Genomic DNA, 17,025 nt, shown 5'->3' with positions numbered 1-17,025 from the left:
CTCATGAGTACCCCCAAGCCAAGCACCCCGCAGCAGACCGCGGCACCGAAGGGCGGCGACGGCAAGGGCATTGCCCTGTTCGTCATCGCCTCCTGCCAGCTGATGGTCGTCCTCGACATCACCATCGTGAACATCGCGCTGCCCCACATCCAGCGGGCGCTCGACTTCTCGACCACCAGCCTGTCCTGGGTCGTCAACGCCTACACGCTGACCTTCGGCGGCCTGCTGCTGCTCGGCGGCCGCGCCGGTGACATCCTCGGTCGCCGCAGGGTGTTCATCTTCGGCGTGCTCCTGTTCGGACTGGCCTCGCTCTTCTGCGGACTGGCCCAGAGCGAGTGGCAACTCCTCGCGGCCCGCTCGCTCCAGGGCGTCGGCGGCGCCATCGCCTCCCCGACCTCGCTCTCCCTGATCACCACGACCTTCGACGAAGGCCCGGAACGCAACCGGGCCTTCGGCGTCTTCGCGGGCGTCTCGGCCGGTGGCGGGGCGATCGGACTGGTGGCCGGCGGCATGCTCGTCGAATGGCTCGACTGGCGCTGGATCTTCTTCGTGAACGTGCCGATCGCCGTGCTCATCGCGACCCTCACGCCCCGTCACGTCAAGGAGTCCGCACGGCACCCCGGCCACTTCGACCTCGCGGGTGCCCTCACCTCGACGCTCGGCATGGTCGCCCTGGTGTACGGCTTCATCCGCGCGGCCCAGGAGGGTTGGCGCGACCCCTACGCGATCGGCTCGTTCATCGCTGCGGTCGTCCTGCTCTCCGTGTTCATCCTGAACGAACGGCGCTCGCAGCAACCGATCACCCCGCTGCACATGTTCGCCGACCGCAACCGCTCCGGAACGTACGCCATCATGCTGTGCCTCGCGGCGGCGATCTTCGGGATGTTCTTCTTCCTCACCCTCTTCGTCCAACAGGTCCTCGGCTTCAGCCCCTTGGCGACCGGCCTCGCCTTCCTGCCGGTCAGCGCGATCATCGCGGTCGGCGCCGGGATCACCTCCAACCTGCTGCCGCGCTACGGGCCCAAACCCTTCATGGTGGTCGGTTCGCTCTTCGCCGCTTCGGGGCTGTCCTGGCTGACCCTGACCGATGTGGACTCCACCTATCTGGGGAGCGTCCTCGGACCGATCCTCGTCTTCGGCTTCGGCATGGGCCTGATGTTCGTCTCCCTCACCATCATGGCGCTGTCCAACGTCGAGCAGAAGGAGGCCGGGGCCGCGTCCGGACTGCTCAACGCCATGCAACAGGTCGGCGGTTCGCTCGGCCTGTCGATCCTGGTCACGGTCTTCGGCACCGCCAGCCGCAACGAAGCGGACGTCCAGGTGCCCCTGTTCCTCTCCCAGGCGAGCCCCTTGGAGAAGGCACAGTTCGCCCAGACCGGCCAGCTCCCACCACCCTGGGGCGACCAGGTGCTGACCTCCGGCGTCTCGGCCGGCTTCGTCACCGCCGCCATCTTCGGTGCCGTGGCCTTCCTCATCGCCCTGTTCGTCATCCAGGTCCGCGCCTCGGACATCGAACGCCTCAAGGGCGGGGCGGGGATGATGCCGGGCGGCTGAGGGGCCGCGCGGCCGGCACGCCCTCCGGCCGGCCGCTCTCAGAGCGGGCACTCGACCAGCTGCGGCACTTCTACGAGGTGACCCGGTACGAGGCTCGCGCCGAGGAGAAGGAAGCCGAGGACCACGAGAAGACCGGAGCCGGCACCCCGCCCCGTCGGATCAGCCGGAAAGGGCTCGGCGGCTCCAGGGCCGGTCGCGCCCCATCTCCCGAGTGACCGACCCGGGCGGATTCCCCTTCGGCTGTTTCACGGTCCTGCCCGCAGGTGCGGCCGAAAGCCCGGGGGAAGTACCAGGGGAGTGCCGTTCGGACGCGGTCGTGGAGTGGGCCCGGTCGGGTTTTACTCCCGTCGGGTCAGGGCCGGGCCGAGGAACGGGCTGGGCGTGCCGTGCCAGAAGACGTCCACGCTGTCCCGGGCCCTGGTGGCCGCGACGAACAGCAGGGACCGGGCGCGCTGCATCTCCTGGCGGTACCGCCCGGGATCGCTCGTGCGCAAGCGGCTCACCGCCTCGCGCGGAACCAAGCCGTCCGACACACCAGCGATGATCATCCGCTGGTACTCGAGTCCCTTGAAGCGGAACATCGTGCCGATGTGCACCCCGCCGTCTCCATGCGGCCCGTCGGCACGGATCTCCACCGGCCGGATGCCGCGCACTCCCAGCGTGTAGCCGATCTCGGAGGCCATCTGGTTGGTCGGCACGCAGATCGCGATCTGTTCGTGCGGGATGCGCAGGTCAGGATCGGCGTCCCACTCCTCGATGAGCGCCGCGATGCCCTCACGCTCCGCCGCCCAGTCCGCGAAGGAGTGCCCGGACGGTTGACCACCGCTGAGGACGGACCGGTAGCCCGCCAGCGTCTCCTTGCTGCCGTCGAGGTCGTCGTAGTCCGTCTCGCCGAGCACGTCGAGAGCGGAGCGCAGGATCTGACGCGTCGTCCGGTAGCTCAGGCTCAGCTTCGACGACCGGCCCCTGATGTTGACGCCCAGGCTGCCCAGCGTCACCTGGTTCTTGTAGATGCGCTGGTGCGTGTCGCCGACGAGGAAGAGGTCGTCCGCCTCCCGGGGGGCCATCGCCCGCAGCATCTTCCAGTGCGCGGGCCGCAGGTCCTGCGCCTCGTCCACCACGATGTGCCGGTACCGGAAGCGGAGCCAGCCGCCCGAACCGTCCTGGACGTGGATGTTGTCGAGACCGCCCGCCTCCTCCCGTTGGCGCGCGAGGGAGAGGATGCGCTGCTCCCGTCCCATCTCCAGACGCGCGGCGCGCTCGGCGACCTGGTCCCAGGTCTGGCGGCCGAGCCGGTCCAGGCGCTGGGTGAAGCGCTCGGTGAGCTGCCAGACGGCGGCGCGTTCGGCGCGGGTGATGTTCCGGCCGCGGCCGGCCCGCCGGGCACGGAAGTAGTCGGTACGCGTGGCGACGGCCTGCCCGAGGATCACCTGCGTCCATTCGTCGTGCAGGAACTCGGCGTCCCAGCCCTCCTCGCCCAGCTCGTCCAGCAGTGCCCGCCATTCCCGTACGGCCTGGCCGTCGTCCATCACCTGCTTCCCGCTGCCCGGTTCGGCCTCGCGCACGATGCGGAGCGCCAGCTGGTCGACGTGGCTGACCTCGACGCGGGACAGCAGTTCCTCGCCCCCCAGTTCCAGCAGGCGGGACCGCAGATCCGCGGCGAGGTTCTTGTTGTACGTGGTCAGCAGGACCGGTTTGTCACGGCCCGGCCGCAGCTGCCGCACCAGATGACGCACCCGGTGCAGGGCGACGATGGTCTTGCCCGTGCCGGGGCCGCCGCCGACCCGGGCCGGCCCCGAGTAGCGCCGCTCCACGAGCTTGGCCTGCGTCGGGTGCAGGAAGACCTTCCAGCGGCTGAAGTCACCGCCCTCCAGGGCTTCCCGGAGCGCCTCGTCGGACGTGGTGACCACCGTCGCCGGGCGCTGCGCGGCGGCCTGGAAGTCCTCGGGGTCGACCGGTTCGGCGGCGGCGACCGGCGTGGTCACCTGGTCGAGGACCTCGTCGTAGGACTTGCCGTCGAAGAGGGAGAGCAGCACCTCACCGGTGAGCTGCGGCGCGTACTCGACGAGCCCCAGCAGCTGGTCCTCGGTGGTGAGGGTCCGGATGACCGGGATCAGCGGTGCGGCGACCCCGAGGTCCGTCAGCCGTTCGTCGGACCAGGCGGCGAACAACCGCGGGGGCGTTGCCGGTTCGGCCGGCTCGGGGGCGGTCGCCGGGGCGGCCGGCGGAGCGGGGAGGCGACGGAGGACGCTCTCCTCGACGACCTCCAGGTCGACGTACTCGATGCCGCCGGTGACCTGGTTGACGGCCGCCGACAGCCGGTCGTAGACGTCCTTGCGGTGCTTGACGGAGACGATCAGCCAGTCGTCCTCGGCCAGCCGGATCAGCAGCGCCCGGTAGTCGTCGCTGACGCGCGCCGACCACAGTCTGCCGTCGCCCTTCAGCTGCTGGAGCTTGAGGCCGGTGGTGTGCGGGTTGCTCTTGAACTTGTGCTGGAAGTCGAAGAAGGCGCCCTTGACCGTGCGGGGGAGCTTCAGGATCTCCTTGTCCGCCTTGTCGAGCAGGCGCAGCGTCACGCCGGTGACGGTCATCGTGTGTGCTCCCCGTTGTCCGTGCTGTCGTCTTGCGTGCCCCGGTCCCGTCCCGTCACCCGGTCGGCCAGCTCCGCGGCCTCCCACGCCGTCGCGGTGCGGACGTCCCAGCCGGCCGCCGTGAACGCCTGGTCCCGGTCCATCGCCTCGTGGTCGGGCTCCCCGGTCTTCTCCCGGGCGGCGAGGACCACTCCGATACGCGCCACGGGCCAGGCCAGTTCGGCCTGCCACCCCCGCTCGTCCAGCTCGTAGCCGTCCTCGGGGGCGGGCACGCCGGCCTCGGCGAGAGCCCGGGCCAGTTCGGCGAGGCCGCTCTCGTCGGGATCGAGGTACTCCAACACCTCGTTCCACCGGGGGTCCCGTTCCCTCGCCGGCGCCGAGGGGGCTTCGCCGTCACCGGCCGCCCGCGTGGTCTCCCGGGCGACGCCGGTCTCCACCGTGGACGCCGCCGTTCCGGCCGGCGCGGTCTCCACCTGCGTCGCGATCTCGGTACGGGCGGACGGCAGCCAGCCCTCACCGCCGGTCACGGTGAGCACCTCGGCGGCGAAGCCGTCGAGCAGGCTGGTGGTGAGCTGGGCGCTGTCGCCGCCTCCGTGGTCGAGGAACTGCAGCACATTGCTCCAGTACAGCCACGCCCGCCAACGCCGCCGGTGGGCCTGCGCGTCGGCCAGGGCCTCCGGGCTGTCGTCCAGGACCGTCACCCCCGTCCACACGGGAGGGGTGCGCCTGCCGTCCGCGGCCAGCACGAGACGGCAACCCGAGCCGTCGGGCCCGTGCACCAGTTGGATCCGCCCCGCCGCGCCCGTGACCGCCTCGCCCCGCAGCGCCGACTCCAGGGCGGGTACGAGGACGTCGGCCCCGAGGGCGGAGCCGCGGACTCCGGCGGCACCGCTCAGACCTGCCGCGGCCGCCTCCGCCCGCCGCTGCCAGCGCGAGGCCTCGGGGGACCGCAGGTAGGAGAGCAGAAGCCGGGAGGGATTGACCCAGACGGTGTCGGACAGCTCGCCGGGCAGACCTCCGCCGACCCGGCTGTAGTAGTCGCGTGCCCGGTTCCGCGCCTGCTCCGGGTAGGGCAGCCAGACCGGGTCGGCCGGGCCGGTCCCCGCGTACCCGGTGTCCCGTACCCGCTCGCGCCACTCCTTGACGTCGTCGTACGTCAGCTGGAACACCCGCAGCCCCTCGCTGCGCAGGGCGGTCCGCTTGGTGGCGTCGTCGGCCAGGCGGTTGTGCTCGGAGGTCGCGTGGTAGGCGTAGCCGTCGAGGTAGACGGCGACGCGGGGGCCCGGCGCGTCGAGGCGCTCCAGGAGTATGTCGGGCCGGGTGCCGTCCAGCGCGCGCTGCTGGGAGACCCGCCAGCTCACCGTGGTCCCGTCGTCCCCCGTCAGTCGCAGGTCGAGGGCGTACGTGCCGGCCGACGTGGTGTACGCGTCGGCCGCGGCCCCGGACTCGGTGAGCTTCGCCCACTCCTGGAGGGTGTCGATGAACATGATCTCGAGGTCGCTCTCGGCCTGCCGCTCCAGCGGGATGTGCCGCGTCGTCGAGACGGGGGACGTCCGCCAGCGCGAGCCGTCCTCGCCGAGGAGGTCCTCCAGCATCTGCCGCACCTCGTTGCGGCTGACCTTGTCGTAGTCGGCCGCCGGCACGCGACGCAGCAGGCACTGGTGGCAGCCGTCGAGGCCCTTCTCGCGGCAGGCGCAGTTCTCGATGGCGTCGCGCGCCTTGAGCAGCACGTCCCGGAAGCCGTCGGCGGAAGCGAGCCGGTGCAGATAGCCGGTGCCTCCCGGCAGCCGGTCGTAGACCACGAGGAAGCGCCGCGGCCAGTCGGAGCCGTCGGCACCCGCGTGATCGGGCATCGTCGCCTCGGCGATGTCGATGTGGTCGGGATCGCCGCCGTACTGCGCGGCGATGCCGACGAACAGCGCGGCCGTGAACGATGCCAGCCGCTCCTTGGCACGGGCCACGGAAGCCGGGAGCAGGACCCGGACCGCCTCCGTGGTCAGCTCGTGCGCGAGCAGCAGCGGTACGTCCTGCCCCTTGCCCTGCTGCTCCTCCGCACCGGCCGCCCTCACCCGACGGCGCGGGCACCACAGCAGATGGTGGGCGGCGGCCGGGGTGCTCGCCGCGCCCGACTCCGTCAGCGCGTGCGGGGACACGTCCACCACGGGGCGGCCCTCCGCCGTCGCGCCACCGCAACTGGTGCACACGTAGAAGGGGTTCAGCCGCACGTCGGCACCGGCGAGCGGCACGGTGCTGCTGCCCTCCTCGCGGTCGAGGCCCAGGTTCAGGGTGCGGACGGTCGCCTGACGGGTGAAGTCCACGCCGAACACGGCGGTCTCGTGCCGCCACGAACCGGGAGTGATCCGCTCCGGGTCGACGTCGACCGTGGTCAGCACCGCGTAGCGCCGCCGGTCCCGTTCGTCCCGGTCGTCCCGCACCCGGGCGTCGTCCCGCTTGTCCCGGGACACGACGCGCCTCGGCCGGAGCACGTACTGCACGCAGCCGGCGTCGGCGATCTCCCGCCCGCCGCAGCGGGGACACGGACCGGTGTCGTTGCGCGCGTCGTGCGTGCGGACGTATCCGCACGAGGGGCAGAGCCGCCATTCCGCCCACGCCCGCCGGTCCGGCGTGCCGACGTCGAGCGCGCGCACCACGTGCCGGTAGCCGTTGACGTAGAAGCTGTTCCCCGGGGCCAGTTCGGTCAGGGCCAGCTTGCGGGAGCGCTCGTAGTCCCTGGTCTCACTGCGGTACACCCGCTTGGCCGGGTCGCCGCCCGCTCCCTCCTCCCGGCTGCCGCCCTGGTCGTCCGGGGTCTGGGTCCAGTACAGCGTCGCTTCCAGCTGCGTGGTGGTGTCGGTGAGGCTGTAGTTCGGCAGCAGGCCCAGTTCCACGAGGGTGCCGTGGGCACTCGACTGGCTCAGTTCCCGCAGCAGATCCCCGGCGCCGCGCCGCTCGGCGAGCAGTTCCCGGCGTTCGCGGTCCTGCACGGCGTCCGTGCGGACCAGGTGCTCGGCGGCCTCGTCGATCGCCGCGATCCTGCGGCGGAGCTCCTCGCGCCGGCCGGTCCAGTCCTCCTCCGCCTCCTGCAGGGCCCGGACGATGCCGTCGGTGGCGTAGGAGCGCAGTTCCTCCGCCGCGTGGGCCGAGACGCCCCCGCCGTCGGAGCCGTCCGGGCCGGCACCGGCCGGGAACAGCGCGAGGAAGTCCTCCACCAGCGCGGCACCGTGGGTCTGCGCGGCGTCCGCCAGGTCCTGGCACCAGCCCGTGGTGCCGAAGAGCGCCGAGGACAGCCGGGGCACCGGCGCGAGCGGTTCGCCGTCGGAGGTCCGCAGCCCACCGCCGGCCGCGAGGTCCAACAGCCGCGCGGTGTACTGGCGGCGCAGGATCTCCACGGCCGACAGGTAGCAACCGGGAGGCAGGATCGTCCCGGCGATCATCTCCCGCGGGGCGTCCAGGTAGTAGAGGTCGCGGGCCCGGCGGCCCCCGAAGGCGACCACCAGTGCGTTGCCCGTCCGGCGGCCCGCACGGCCCGCCCGCTGCACGTAGTTGGCCGGCCCGCCGGGCAGCGAGCCGAGCAGCACGGCGGACAGCTCGCCGATGTCGATGCCGAGCTCCAGCGTCGGCGTGCACGACAGCACGTTGGGATCGGTGTAGTGCGTTCCCGCCTTGAAACTGCGCTCGACGCGCTCGCGCTGCGGCCTGCTGAGCATGCCCGTGTGCTCCGCGGTGACCACCCGGAACGTCCCGCCGGTCAGATAGAGCCGGCGGTAGTAGTCCCCGGTGTAGTCCCGCTCGCGAACCGCCGAGCCGAACCCGGAGACACCGGCCCCGCTGCGCGACATGCCCGGCTGCGGCGCGGTCAGCATCCCCTTGCACCGGTAGCGCGGACACGGGTGCCCGTACCAGCGGGTGCGCCGCTCGGGCGCCACCACCTGCTGCCAGCCGCAGTCCTCGCAGCTGACGAAGGCCTTGTTGACGACGGCGTCGTCGAGCAGCCGTACCTCGATGTGCCCCGGCTGCAGACCGTAGAGCCGGGTCTGCCGGTCCCGCGCGGTCCGCACCGCGAGCACGCGCTCATCGGCGAGTGCGGGCAGCAGCTTGCGCAGGTACTCCGTGGCACCGGCGGCGTCCAGCCCCAGGCAGCGGCGGGTCCAGTCCTGGTACCAGCCCAGACGTCCGGTGATCGCGTCGAACTCCGACCGGTCCTTCTGCCCGTCCAGCAGGAAGCGCGGGGGAGCGACGCCCTCGGGGAACGCGGGCATGCCCTCCGGCCTGCGACCGGAGATCAGGTACCGGTTCGTGCCGGCTTCCTTCATCCAGGTGTCGAGCCAGCGGTGGTGCACCGCGCCGCGCAGCCGCAGCCGCTCCAACAGGCCGCGCACATAGGCGAGGTAGCGCTCGGGCGTGGGCAGCCCGCCGGTGACCAGCAGCTGGCCCGGCAGGGACAGGTGGAGGTCGCGGGCGAGGGCCGTGACCCGCTCGGGCTCCGCGACCGCCACCTCGGCGGCGGCGGTCCGCGTCAGCTCCAGGGTGCGCCCCATCCTGCTGCGCAGCCCGAACTCCATCACGGTGGCGAAGGCGAGGCGCTCGCCGATCAGCTTCCAGGTCCGGGCGTCGCCCGTACCGCGTCCCGACAGCAGCCGGTCGACCCCGGGCTCGTCGTGGAGGTCGGGCGGTACGACGGCGGCCAGCGCCTCCGGATCGTCCACCGACTCCAGCACGTGCCCGATCAGGTCGTTGAGCGCGGTCGGCGCACCCGACCCGTCCAGGTTGTGGGCGAGCAGCGAGCGCAACGAGAACTTGTACGAGGCGTTCGCCACGTATCCGGCCCGGTGGGCCGCGTCCTGCGTGGAGTCGTTGAAGAGCAGCGTCTTGCGCTCCTCCGGCACGAGCGCGATGTCACCCCCCGTGAACAGCTGGGTGACGGTCGCCGAGGCGAGGGCGGCCTGCGCGGTGCCGAGGAAGCGGATGCTGTTGTCGGTGTGGCAGGCCGGACAGCGGTCGTCCCGGGCGGCCCGGTCGGCCGACTTCTTGTCCAGCACGGCCAGCGCGAACCAGGCGTCGACCAGCTCACCCGCGTCCGACGCCGTCGGCAGCCGGTACGTGCCCTGCCCGCCGTCCAGCACCACCACCGACAGCGGGTCGACCCCGCCGTCCGACGGCCGCGCCCCGCTCAGCGCGTCCAGCATCTGCTGCCGTTCGCTCTGCGTCGCGGCGATGAAGTAGCGGATGCGCCGCTTGTCCCGGCCCACCGCCGCCCGCCAGATCCGGTCCTGCGCCATGACCAGCCGTTGGGGATCCGCCTCGGGGGACAGCGCCGCCCAGCCGGACCGACCGCAGTTGCGGCAGTACACCGCGGGCAGGTGCACCTCGGCGGGCCGGACCGCGGTGTCGGCACCGGGCAGCGGGTGCGGCCGGGACGAGGGCGAGGGCCAGCCGCCGGACGCCCCCTCGGCGTCCTCGTCGGTGAGCGGAGCCGCGTGCAGCGCGGCCCGGCGGGCGGCGGTGCGGTCGTCCTCGTACCAGCGGAACTCCGGCGCCGCCCCGACACCGCGCAGGACACGGGTGACCGGCCGGACCCACAGGTGCGCCTCGACGTGCAGCAGCGGGCGGGGCCGGCGTTCGTCGGACTCCGGGTCGCGCGCCGCCGACAGCAGGGCCACGAACCGGGACAGCGCCTGCAGGACCAGCTGCGGGTTCTCCCGCGCGGTGCGCCCCCACGCGTAGCCGAAGCGGGCCAGCCGGTCCCGCAGGCCCCACTCGTCCAGCGGCTCGCCGCCGAGCAGCGACAGCACGCCGTGGGTGAAGTCGTGGCGCTTCAGCAGGCGCCCGGTGCGGAAGGCGTCGAGACCGGAGCGGCCCAGCAGCCTCGTGGCCAGCCCGTCCAGGTCCAGCAGGGCGGGCCGGGCCTCCACGCCGGGACCGCCCGAGGACTCGATGACCTCCTGCGGCGTGGGCGGCTCGGGAAGCTCGTAGTCGACGGCGCCGGTGAACTCCTCGGCCGACATCCGCTCCTCGCCGACCACGGCGTCGGCCGGGAAGGGCATCCCGAACACCCGGGACGCCACGTCGAGGATGCCGCCGGCCTCCTTCCCCGGCGCGCCCTCGCCCAGGGTCGCGGACGTCGCCACCGGGCAGATCGACCCGAGCGGCCTGCCGGGCCGCGACGCCCCGGTCGCGGCGGCCAGCCGCCGCAGCAGCATGGCCACGTCGGTGCCCTGCGCCCCGTCGTAGGTGTGGAACTCGTCCAGCACGACGTACGCGAGGTCGGCGCCCTCCCACAGCGAGCGGTCCTCGCCGCGCTGCAGCAGCAGGTCGAGCATCTTGTAGTTGGTGACGAGCACGTCCGGCGGCGACACGCGCATCTCCTCGCGCCGCGTCATCACCCGGCGGAAGTCCGTGTCGGGCCGGTCGCCGATGTAGAGGCCGGCCGTCACCTGGGCCAGCTCCGGCCGGGCCAGGTAGTCGCCGATGCGGCCGGCCTGGTCGGTGGCGAGGGCGTTCATCGGGTACAGCAGGACGGCCTTGACGCCGCGGCGGCCCTGGGCCCGCTGCCGGCGGCAGTGGTCGAGGACCGGGACGAGGAACGACTCCGTCTTGCCGGATCCCGTTCCGGTCGTCACCAGCGTCGGCCGGGCGGGACCGTGCAGGGTGGACAGCCGCGTCCATGCCGTGGCCTGGTGCCGGTACGGGGCGAAGCCGGGGAACCCGGCCGTCCACTCCAGCTCCCGCTGCCAACGGTCGTCGGCGACGTGGAAGGGGGTCCTGATCCGTAGGTAGGGCCCCCGGAAGATGCCCGTCTCGGGGTGCCCGAGGAACCGCTCCAGGGCCCGGCGGGTGTCCTCGTCGGCGAGGGCGTACGTCGTCGTGAGGTACTGCGTCAGACTGCCGCGCAGCTGGGCGGCGGCCATGGTGGGCTTCACGACGGTCCCCTTCGCCTTGCCGATGCCATGATGATCCGTTCCACCGTATAGAGCTTTCCGCGTCGTCCGTGAGCTGGGGCTATGCCGCTCCGTGGCCCACCGGGACGCCCCTCGCGAAGTGCGGCAGGGAGCGGTCGTCGCCGGTGGGCGTGCGGCGGGCGGTCGACGTGCGCACGTTCCGGACCGTCAGTCCGAGGATCCGGTGGTTCACGCGGGTGCCCAATCGTGTGGCAGCCGGGCGGGGCACGGCCGAGGTCGACAAGCGGGGCCACGGCAGACGCACGGTCAGGTACGCGCAGACGTCGTGGGGGTTCGGCTGCCGAGCTTCACGAACAGTACCTCGCTGGTCACAGCGCTACCAGGTTCTCGCAGGTTCCGGCCAGGAAGGCCGAAAAGGCGCCATTACGCGTGGCGGCGAGGCAGCGGACCCTGAGAAGCCGGGGACACGACGAGGGAGAAGCGCGCGAGAGCAGGACACCGGCCGAGCCGAGGGGGAGCCGCCATGTCCGGACCGCTGTACGTTCCCGTCCTGCCGGCGAGGCCGCACGCCCGCAAGGCCTACCGGCAGTTGAGCCCGTCCGTGCAGCGCGCCGTCGTGCCGCTGTGGAACCTGCCGCCCAGGGCCGGCCTGCCACCGGACGCCCTCGCCGCCGACGTACGCCGGGACGTCCTCGACATCAGCAGGGTCCACCGGCACCATCCGGCCTGGGTCGACGCCCCGTTCGCCGACGAGGACCAACTGGCCGCACTGGCACCGGTGCTGTCCGCGCTCGCCGAAGTGAGTCCGTTGCGCCCGGTGACCGGCCCCGAGCGGCCACGGCGGCATCAGTCCGCCACGCTGGAGAGCGCCCGGTGCACGGGCAGCGGGCTCGCGATACGGGTCATGGTTCCCGCCGACTGGGACGACGGCGTCGGCCACGGCGTCCGGGACCTGCTCGCCCGCGTCGATCCCGCCGTCGAGGCGGACCTGCTGCTCGACCTGGGCGCGGTCCGCGCCGACCGCACCGACACGGCGAAGGAGGCGCTGCGGGCCCTCGACGTCCTGATGCCGCTGACACCCTGGCGGACGGCGGCGGTCCTGGGCGGCGGCTTCCCCGACGTCACCGCCGCACTCGTCGCACCCGGGACGGCGGAAGAGCCCCGCACGGACTGGCACGTCTGGCACGAACTGCACCGCAGCGCCCGCGGCTACCTCGACCACCTGGTGTACGGGGACTACGGCGCCGACTCCGCCCGCGGCATCACCCGCGGCCCCTCCTCCGGCGACGGCGGCCCGCCCTGGGGCGTGCTCCGCTACACCACCGGCGACTCGTTCGTCCTCGTGAAGGTGCCGACGGGCGGCGAGGACCGGGCCGCGGCGATCCGGGCCGGGGCCCGGGAGATCGTCGCACTGCCGGAGTTCCGTGGCGCGACGGCCAGTGCCGCCGAGACCTGGCTGCGCGACTGCGCGCACGGCCGGGGCCCGAAGGGCACCGGGACCGCCGCGACCTGGCTGCAGCAGGGCAACGTCCAGCACCTGACGCACGCCGTCCGGAGCCTGACGCCCCGGACCGGGCCCTGACCCCCGGGACACCGCGCGCCCCTTGACCCCCGGGACCGGGGACGCACCGGACACGGGCTCAGGCGAAGAGCGGCTGCAACGCCGCCTCACCGGCCAGGATCCGCCAGGCCGGCACCCGGACCGTCCGCGCCACCGGTCCGGGCTTCGCTCCGGCGCCGCCGGACGGCAGACCGGGCAGCAGGTCACCACGGGCGTGCGTCAGCCGCAGATGGCGGGCCGGGTCCCGGTCGTGCTCCGCGCCGGTGTCGATGAGCACCGCGGTGTTCGCCCCGTCCACGGTGAACAGCAGGTCCACGGTGTGCCCGCCGACCACGGCCTCGCGCTCCAGATCGGTGACACCCAGGCTGCCGAGGTACTCCTGGAGCCGGTCCGCGAGCTCCGCCCGCACCCCGGTCCGCGGCTGCGCCGACACGAACCCGCCCGCACCGGCCGAGGAGTCCGCGCCCAGCACCTCGGAGCGGTCCGCGAGGAGCGCCGGCAGACCCGCCTGCCCCTGCCAGAAGCCCTGGCTGCCCACCGTGATCAGCTGCGACTTCGCCCGGGTGACGGCCACGTTCCACAGGTTGACCTGACGGGACACCCAGTGCGTCGTCCGCGGCGGGGTGTTGCCGGTGGCCACCGGGCTGAGGACCATGACGTCCCGCTGTCCGCCCTGGAAGGCGTGCACGGTACCGACCCTCACCCGGTCGTCGTCCGCCCACACGCGCGCCAGCGCCTCCTTCTGGGCGCGGAACGGGGTCACCACCCCGACCGTCGCCTCCTCGGGAAGCCGCGCCAGCAGCTCGTCGACCGTTTCCCGGACCCGCGCGGCCTCCGCCGCGTTCCGCCAGGACCGGTCGCCCGCGCCCCGCGCGGACTCACCGTGCGGCACGTCCACCCAGCCCAGCACGGGAGCCGGATCCGCCGACCCCGCCGGGTCGAGCGCCGGGACCTGCCTGCGGACATCGGTGAGGACCTGCAACTGGCCCGCGTAGCAGTAGCCGTTCACGACGTCCGCGATCGCCGGATGGCACCGGTAGTGCTCGTCGAGGAGCAGCGCCGCCTCCCCGTGCTGCGCGGCCGCGTGGTACGACGCGTACACGTGGTACGCGAGCCGGTGGTCCTCCAGCTGCGCCGCGCTCAGCCCCGCCCGCACCCGGGCCTGCCGCTCCTGCTGCGCCGTGATCCCGGGAATGTGCCCGAGCTGCATGGGATCACCGATGATCAGCGCCCGCTTCGCCCGGAACAGCAGCGGCAGCACCGAGGGGATGGAGCACTGGCTCGCCTCGTCGATGACGACGAGGTCGAAGAGCTGCGGGGCGAGTTCGAGCTGGCGCACCGAGTGCGTGCTGATCGCCCACCCCTTCAGGTGCGCCATCAGGTTCCGCTGGCTCTTCTGGAAGCCGGACCGCCGGCGCAGCGCCTGCAGCCGCTGGCCCATCAGGGAGCGCCCCCGCGCCATGGCCTCGGCGGCCACCGCCCGCGCCAGTTCGGCCGACGTCTCCGACAGCCCGGTACCGCTCTCCAGCCGCGCCCGCTTCAGCTCCTCCTCGTCCCGGTCGAGGAGCTGCGGGACGAGCTCCCGGATCGCCCCTTCCACGGACGACAGCTCCGCCAGGTCGAGCAGGAGCCCGGCCGGTACGGGCCGCTCCACCGCCCAGGCCGGCCACGGGCCCGCCGGCGCTTCCCCGGCCGAGGCGGCGAACGCGGCCAGCGCCCGCCCCCTGCGCCACCGGCCGAGGGCGAACCAGCCTGCGGCGGCGGCCTTCCGCGCCCGCTGCTCCCAGCGGGCCAGTGCGGCGACCCCGTCCTCGGCCCACGCCCCTTCCACCAGCTCCACGGGCAGTCCGAGTTCGTCCGCCCGGCTGTCCCGCTCCCGCAGCAGCCCGAGCAGCCGCGCCTCCTCGCCGATCAGCCGCGCCGCCTCCGCCCGCAGCGCGGCGGCCCGGCCATGCCGGTTCCGCAGCTCGCCCGCGACCGTCGCCGCACCCCGCGCGGGGGCCTCGACCGGCTCGGCGAGCAGCCGCTCCAGCTTCGCGGCCTCGCGCTCCAGCGCCTCCGCGTTCCCCGTCCGCATCAGCAGCCCGGGGGAGATCGCGTCGCAACGCTCGGCCACCACGTTCACGGCCTCGTTGTTCGTGGAGGCGACCAGCACCGACTGGCCGGCGGCGACCGCGGTGGCGACCACGGCCGTCACCACCTCGCTCTTCCCGGTGCCGGGCGGTCCCGTGGAGACCGTGAGCGGCCGGGTCATCGCCGACGCGACCACCCGCTGCTGGCTCTCGTTGCACGGCCCCGGCGACACGACGACCAGGGCCTCGCCCCCGCCGCCGTCCCCGCCGTCACCGTTGCTCTCGCCGCCACCGCCGCCCGTCAGGAGCGCGTCCAGCGCGGTGCCGGCGATCTGCCCGGTGCGCGTGGAGATCTGCAGCAGGTTGTCCACGAGCGCCTCGGTCGCGAGCCGCTCCACCCCCGAGGGCGCGAGGAGGACGGCGGCGTTGTGGGCGCCGGGCCGCAGGGAGTCCATCACGGACCGCTCACTCAGCGCGGACAGGTCGAGCGGCTCCAGCTCCGGGAGCCCGAGCCGCGTCAGGAGCTCCCGCACCGCCCTGACCATCTGCGCGCCGTTGCCCTCCTGCCAGCTCGGCTGCCAGTCGGCCAGCAGTTCGGCGGCGGCGTCGTCCGCCAGCAGCTCCGTCACGACCCCGGTGTGCAGCGACGGCACCCCGCTCGGCCGCAGCCGGTCACGGCCGTCCTCGTCGGGCGCCAGCTCCATCGGCTGGATCAGCAGGGGCGCGATCCGCACCGCGGCCCGCCCCCGGCCGCCCTGGCCGCGCTCGGGCAGGGTGACGGCCGGATAGCCGTACCAGTACTCCTGCAGCGCGGACGCGTCGACCGTGGCGCCGCTGCTCTTCGGCCGGGGGAGCTGGGCGGGGGCAGGCAGGCCGGACCCGAGGCCGGACTGGATCGTCTCCGACCCCTGCCCGAGCAGGAAGTACGCCGAGCCACGGCCGCCGTCCCGGTCGGGCAGCATCCCCGACGCCGCCTGCGCGCCCAGACAGTGCGCGTAGTAGCGCAGGAGCCGCTGAGGGTCGACGCCGTCCTGCGCGTCCTGCCCGGCCAGCAGCCGCGCCTTCCGCAGCGCCGGGGAGACCGGGGCGGGCCCGGCCGCGTCGGCCGGCGGGGCGGGCAGCTGGACGGACCGCGCCACCGAGCGGGCCAGCGGGAGGGAGTGCGTCGCGCGGATGGTGGACTTGGTGGGGCGCTGCTCCTCCGGGACGCCGTTGCGCACCATCTGCGCGGTCAGGTACGCGAACAGGTCGTCGGGGGTGATCCAGCCGCTGTCCTTGATCCGCCCGCTGCGCAGCCCCTCGACGATCTCGCCGGTGAACCGGGAGGTGCCGAGCGAGGACCCGGCCGGTGCCATCGCCGAGGCGGCCTGGAGGGCGTCCGAGGCGGTGATGAAGTACACGCCGGTCGGCCGGAGCAGCGTGCTGGGCGCGGGCCGCTGACCCTCGTCCGAAGCGCCTTTGGCCGTCCAGCCCTGGACGACGGAGCCGCTGGAACAGCAGTCCAGGAGCACGACCTTCGAGGAGGCCCGGCAGGACTGGAGCATCCGCTCCAGGAACTCGGCGGGCACGGCGGTGCCCGGCAGGTCGTCCGGGTCGGCGTCCCGGGTGAGGAAGTACAGCTGCCCGTCGGCCTCGCAGAACTCCCCGTGCCCGCTGAAGTAGAGCAGGGCCGTCTCACTGGACTGCCGCTCCTCCAGGAACTCCTCGATGGCGTGCAGCATTTCGGCGCGCGTCGGCTCGGCGACCATCGCGCACTCGTTGTACATGCCGATCTCGGTGCTCTCCAGCACCGCCCGCATGTAGTGCAGGTCCGCCCGGACCGGCGGCAGATCGTGGTAGCGCTCGCTGTCGTACGTGGATACGCCGATGAGCATGGCGTACCGGTCGTTGTCGCTCACGCGGCGCCCGGCCCGTCCTCGTCGCCGCTGGTGCTGGTGCCGTCGCCGTTCGCCGGGCCCTGGGTCTCCTTGAGGAAGCGCTCGATCTGCGCGTCGTCCGCGCGGGCCTGCTTGCCGGAGATGGTGAGCGTCGCGCCGTCGGGCCGGGTGACGACCACGGTCCGCTGCGGGACCCGGGCCAGCCAGATCTGGATCCCGGCGGCGGCCAGCGAGCCACCGCTGAACAGCAGCCCGACGAGGTCGGCGACCGGACCGCCCTTGTCGGTGTCACCGGCGGTCGCCGGCGGGCCGCCCGGGACGTCGAGGACGGCCCCCGGGTCGGCCTCGGCGAGGGCGGCGAGCAGTTCGCGGGCTTCGCGCCGGGCGCGCAGCGGGTCCTCGTCGACGATGGAGACGCGGTAGCCGGCGGCCGGGTCGGTGTGGGTGGTGCGCACGTTCGGTGTCCCCCTT

General features: G+C 73.5%; 6 protein-coding genes. 2 read left to right on the top strand and 4 right to left on the bottom strand.

Annotation, left to right across the window (positions count from 1 at the left end; all coding sequences use genetic code 11):
• Positions 1 to 3: 3 nt before the first annotated feature.
• Positions 4 to 1,554, top strand: coding sequence for an MFS transporter (locus ACFW22_RS25095; protein WP_386408562.1), 1,551 nt, complete (start codon positions 4 to 6; stop codon positions 1,552 to 1,554).
• Positions 1,555 to 1,892: 338 nt separating this feature from the next.
• Here ACFW22_RS25095 and ACFW22_RS25090 read toward each other — a convergent pair whose 3' ends face one another.
• Positions 1,893 to 4,145 (bottom strand): UvrD-helicase domain-containing protein, encoded by a 2,253-nt coding sequence (locus ACFW22_RS25090; protein ID WP_386408560.1) that lies wholly within the window; start codon positions 4,143 to 4,145, stop codon positions 1,893 to 1,895.
• Positions 4,142 to 11,065, bottom strand: a complete 6,924-nt coding sequence (locus tag ACFW22_RS25085; RefSeq protein ID WP_386408558.1) for a DEAD/DEAH box helicase — start codon at positions 11,063 to 11,065, stop codon at positions 4,142 to 4,144. The genes ACFW22_RS25090 and ACFW22_RS25085 overlap by 4 nt, the downstream gene beginning before the upstream one ends.
• A 502-nt stretch (positions 11,066 to 11,567) precedes the next feature.
• Between ACFW22_RS25085 and ACFW22_RS25080 the strand changes: the two genes are divergently transcribed.
• A complete protein-coding gene (locus tag ACFW22_RS25080; protein WP_386408556.1) occupies positions 11,568 to 12,626 on the top strand; it encodes a beta family protein in 1,059 nt (352 codons plus the stop codon).
• 58 nt (positions 12,627 to 12,684) lie between these two features.
• Here ACFW22_RS25080 and ACFW22_RS25075 read toward each other — a convergent pair whose 3' ends face one another.
• Both ACFW22_RS25075 and ACFW22_RS25070 read right to left on the bottom strand, forming a co-directional pair.
• A complete protein-coding gene (locus tag ACFW22_RS25075) occupies positions 12,685 to 16,575 on the bottom strand; it encodes an AAA domain-containing protein (RefSeq protein WP_386408554.1) in 3,891 nt (1,296 codons plus the stop codon).
• Positions 16,572 to 17,009, bottom strand: coding sequence for a hypothetical protein (locus ACFW22_RS25070; protein ID WP_386408552.1), 438 nt, complete (start codon positions 17,007 to 17,009; stop codon positions 16,572 to 16,574). Before ACFW22_RS25070 ends, ACFW22_RS25075 begins: the two co-directional genes overlap by 4 nt.
• Between the last annotated feature and the right edge of the window lie 16 nt (positions 17,010 to 17,025).

The sequence above is a fragment of the Streptomyces sp. NPDC058872 genome (genome assembly GCF_042743065.1).
In the GTDB taxonomy this organism is placed as follows: domain Bacteria; phylum Actinomycetota; class Actinomycetes; order Streptomycetales; family Streptomycetaceae; genus Streptomyces.
This window is presented reverse-complemented; position numbering and strand designations above follow the sequence as displayed.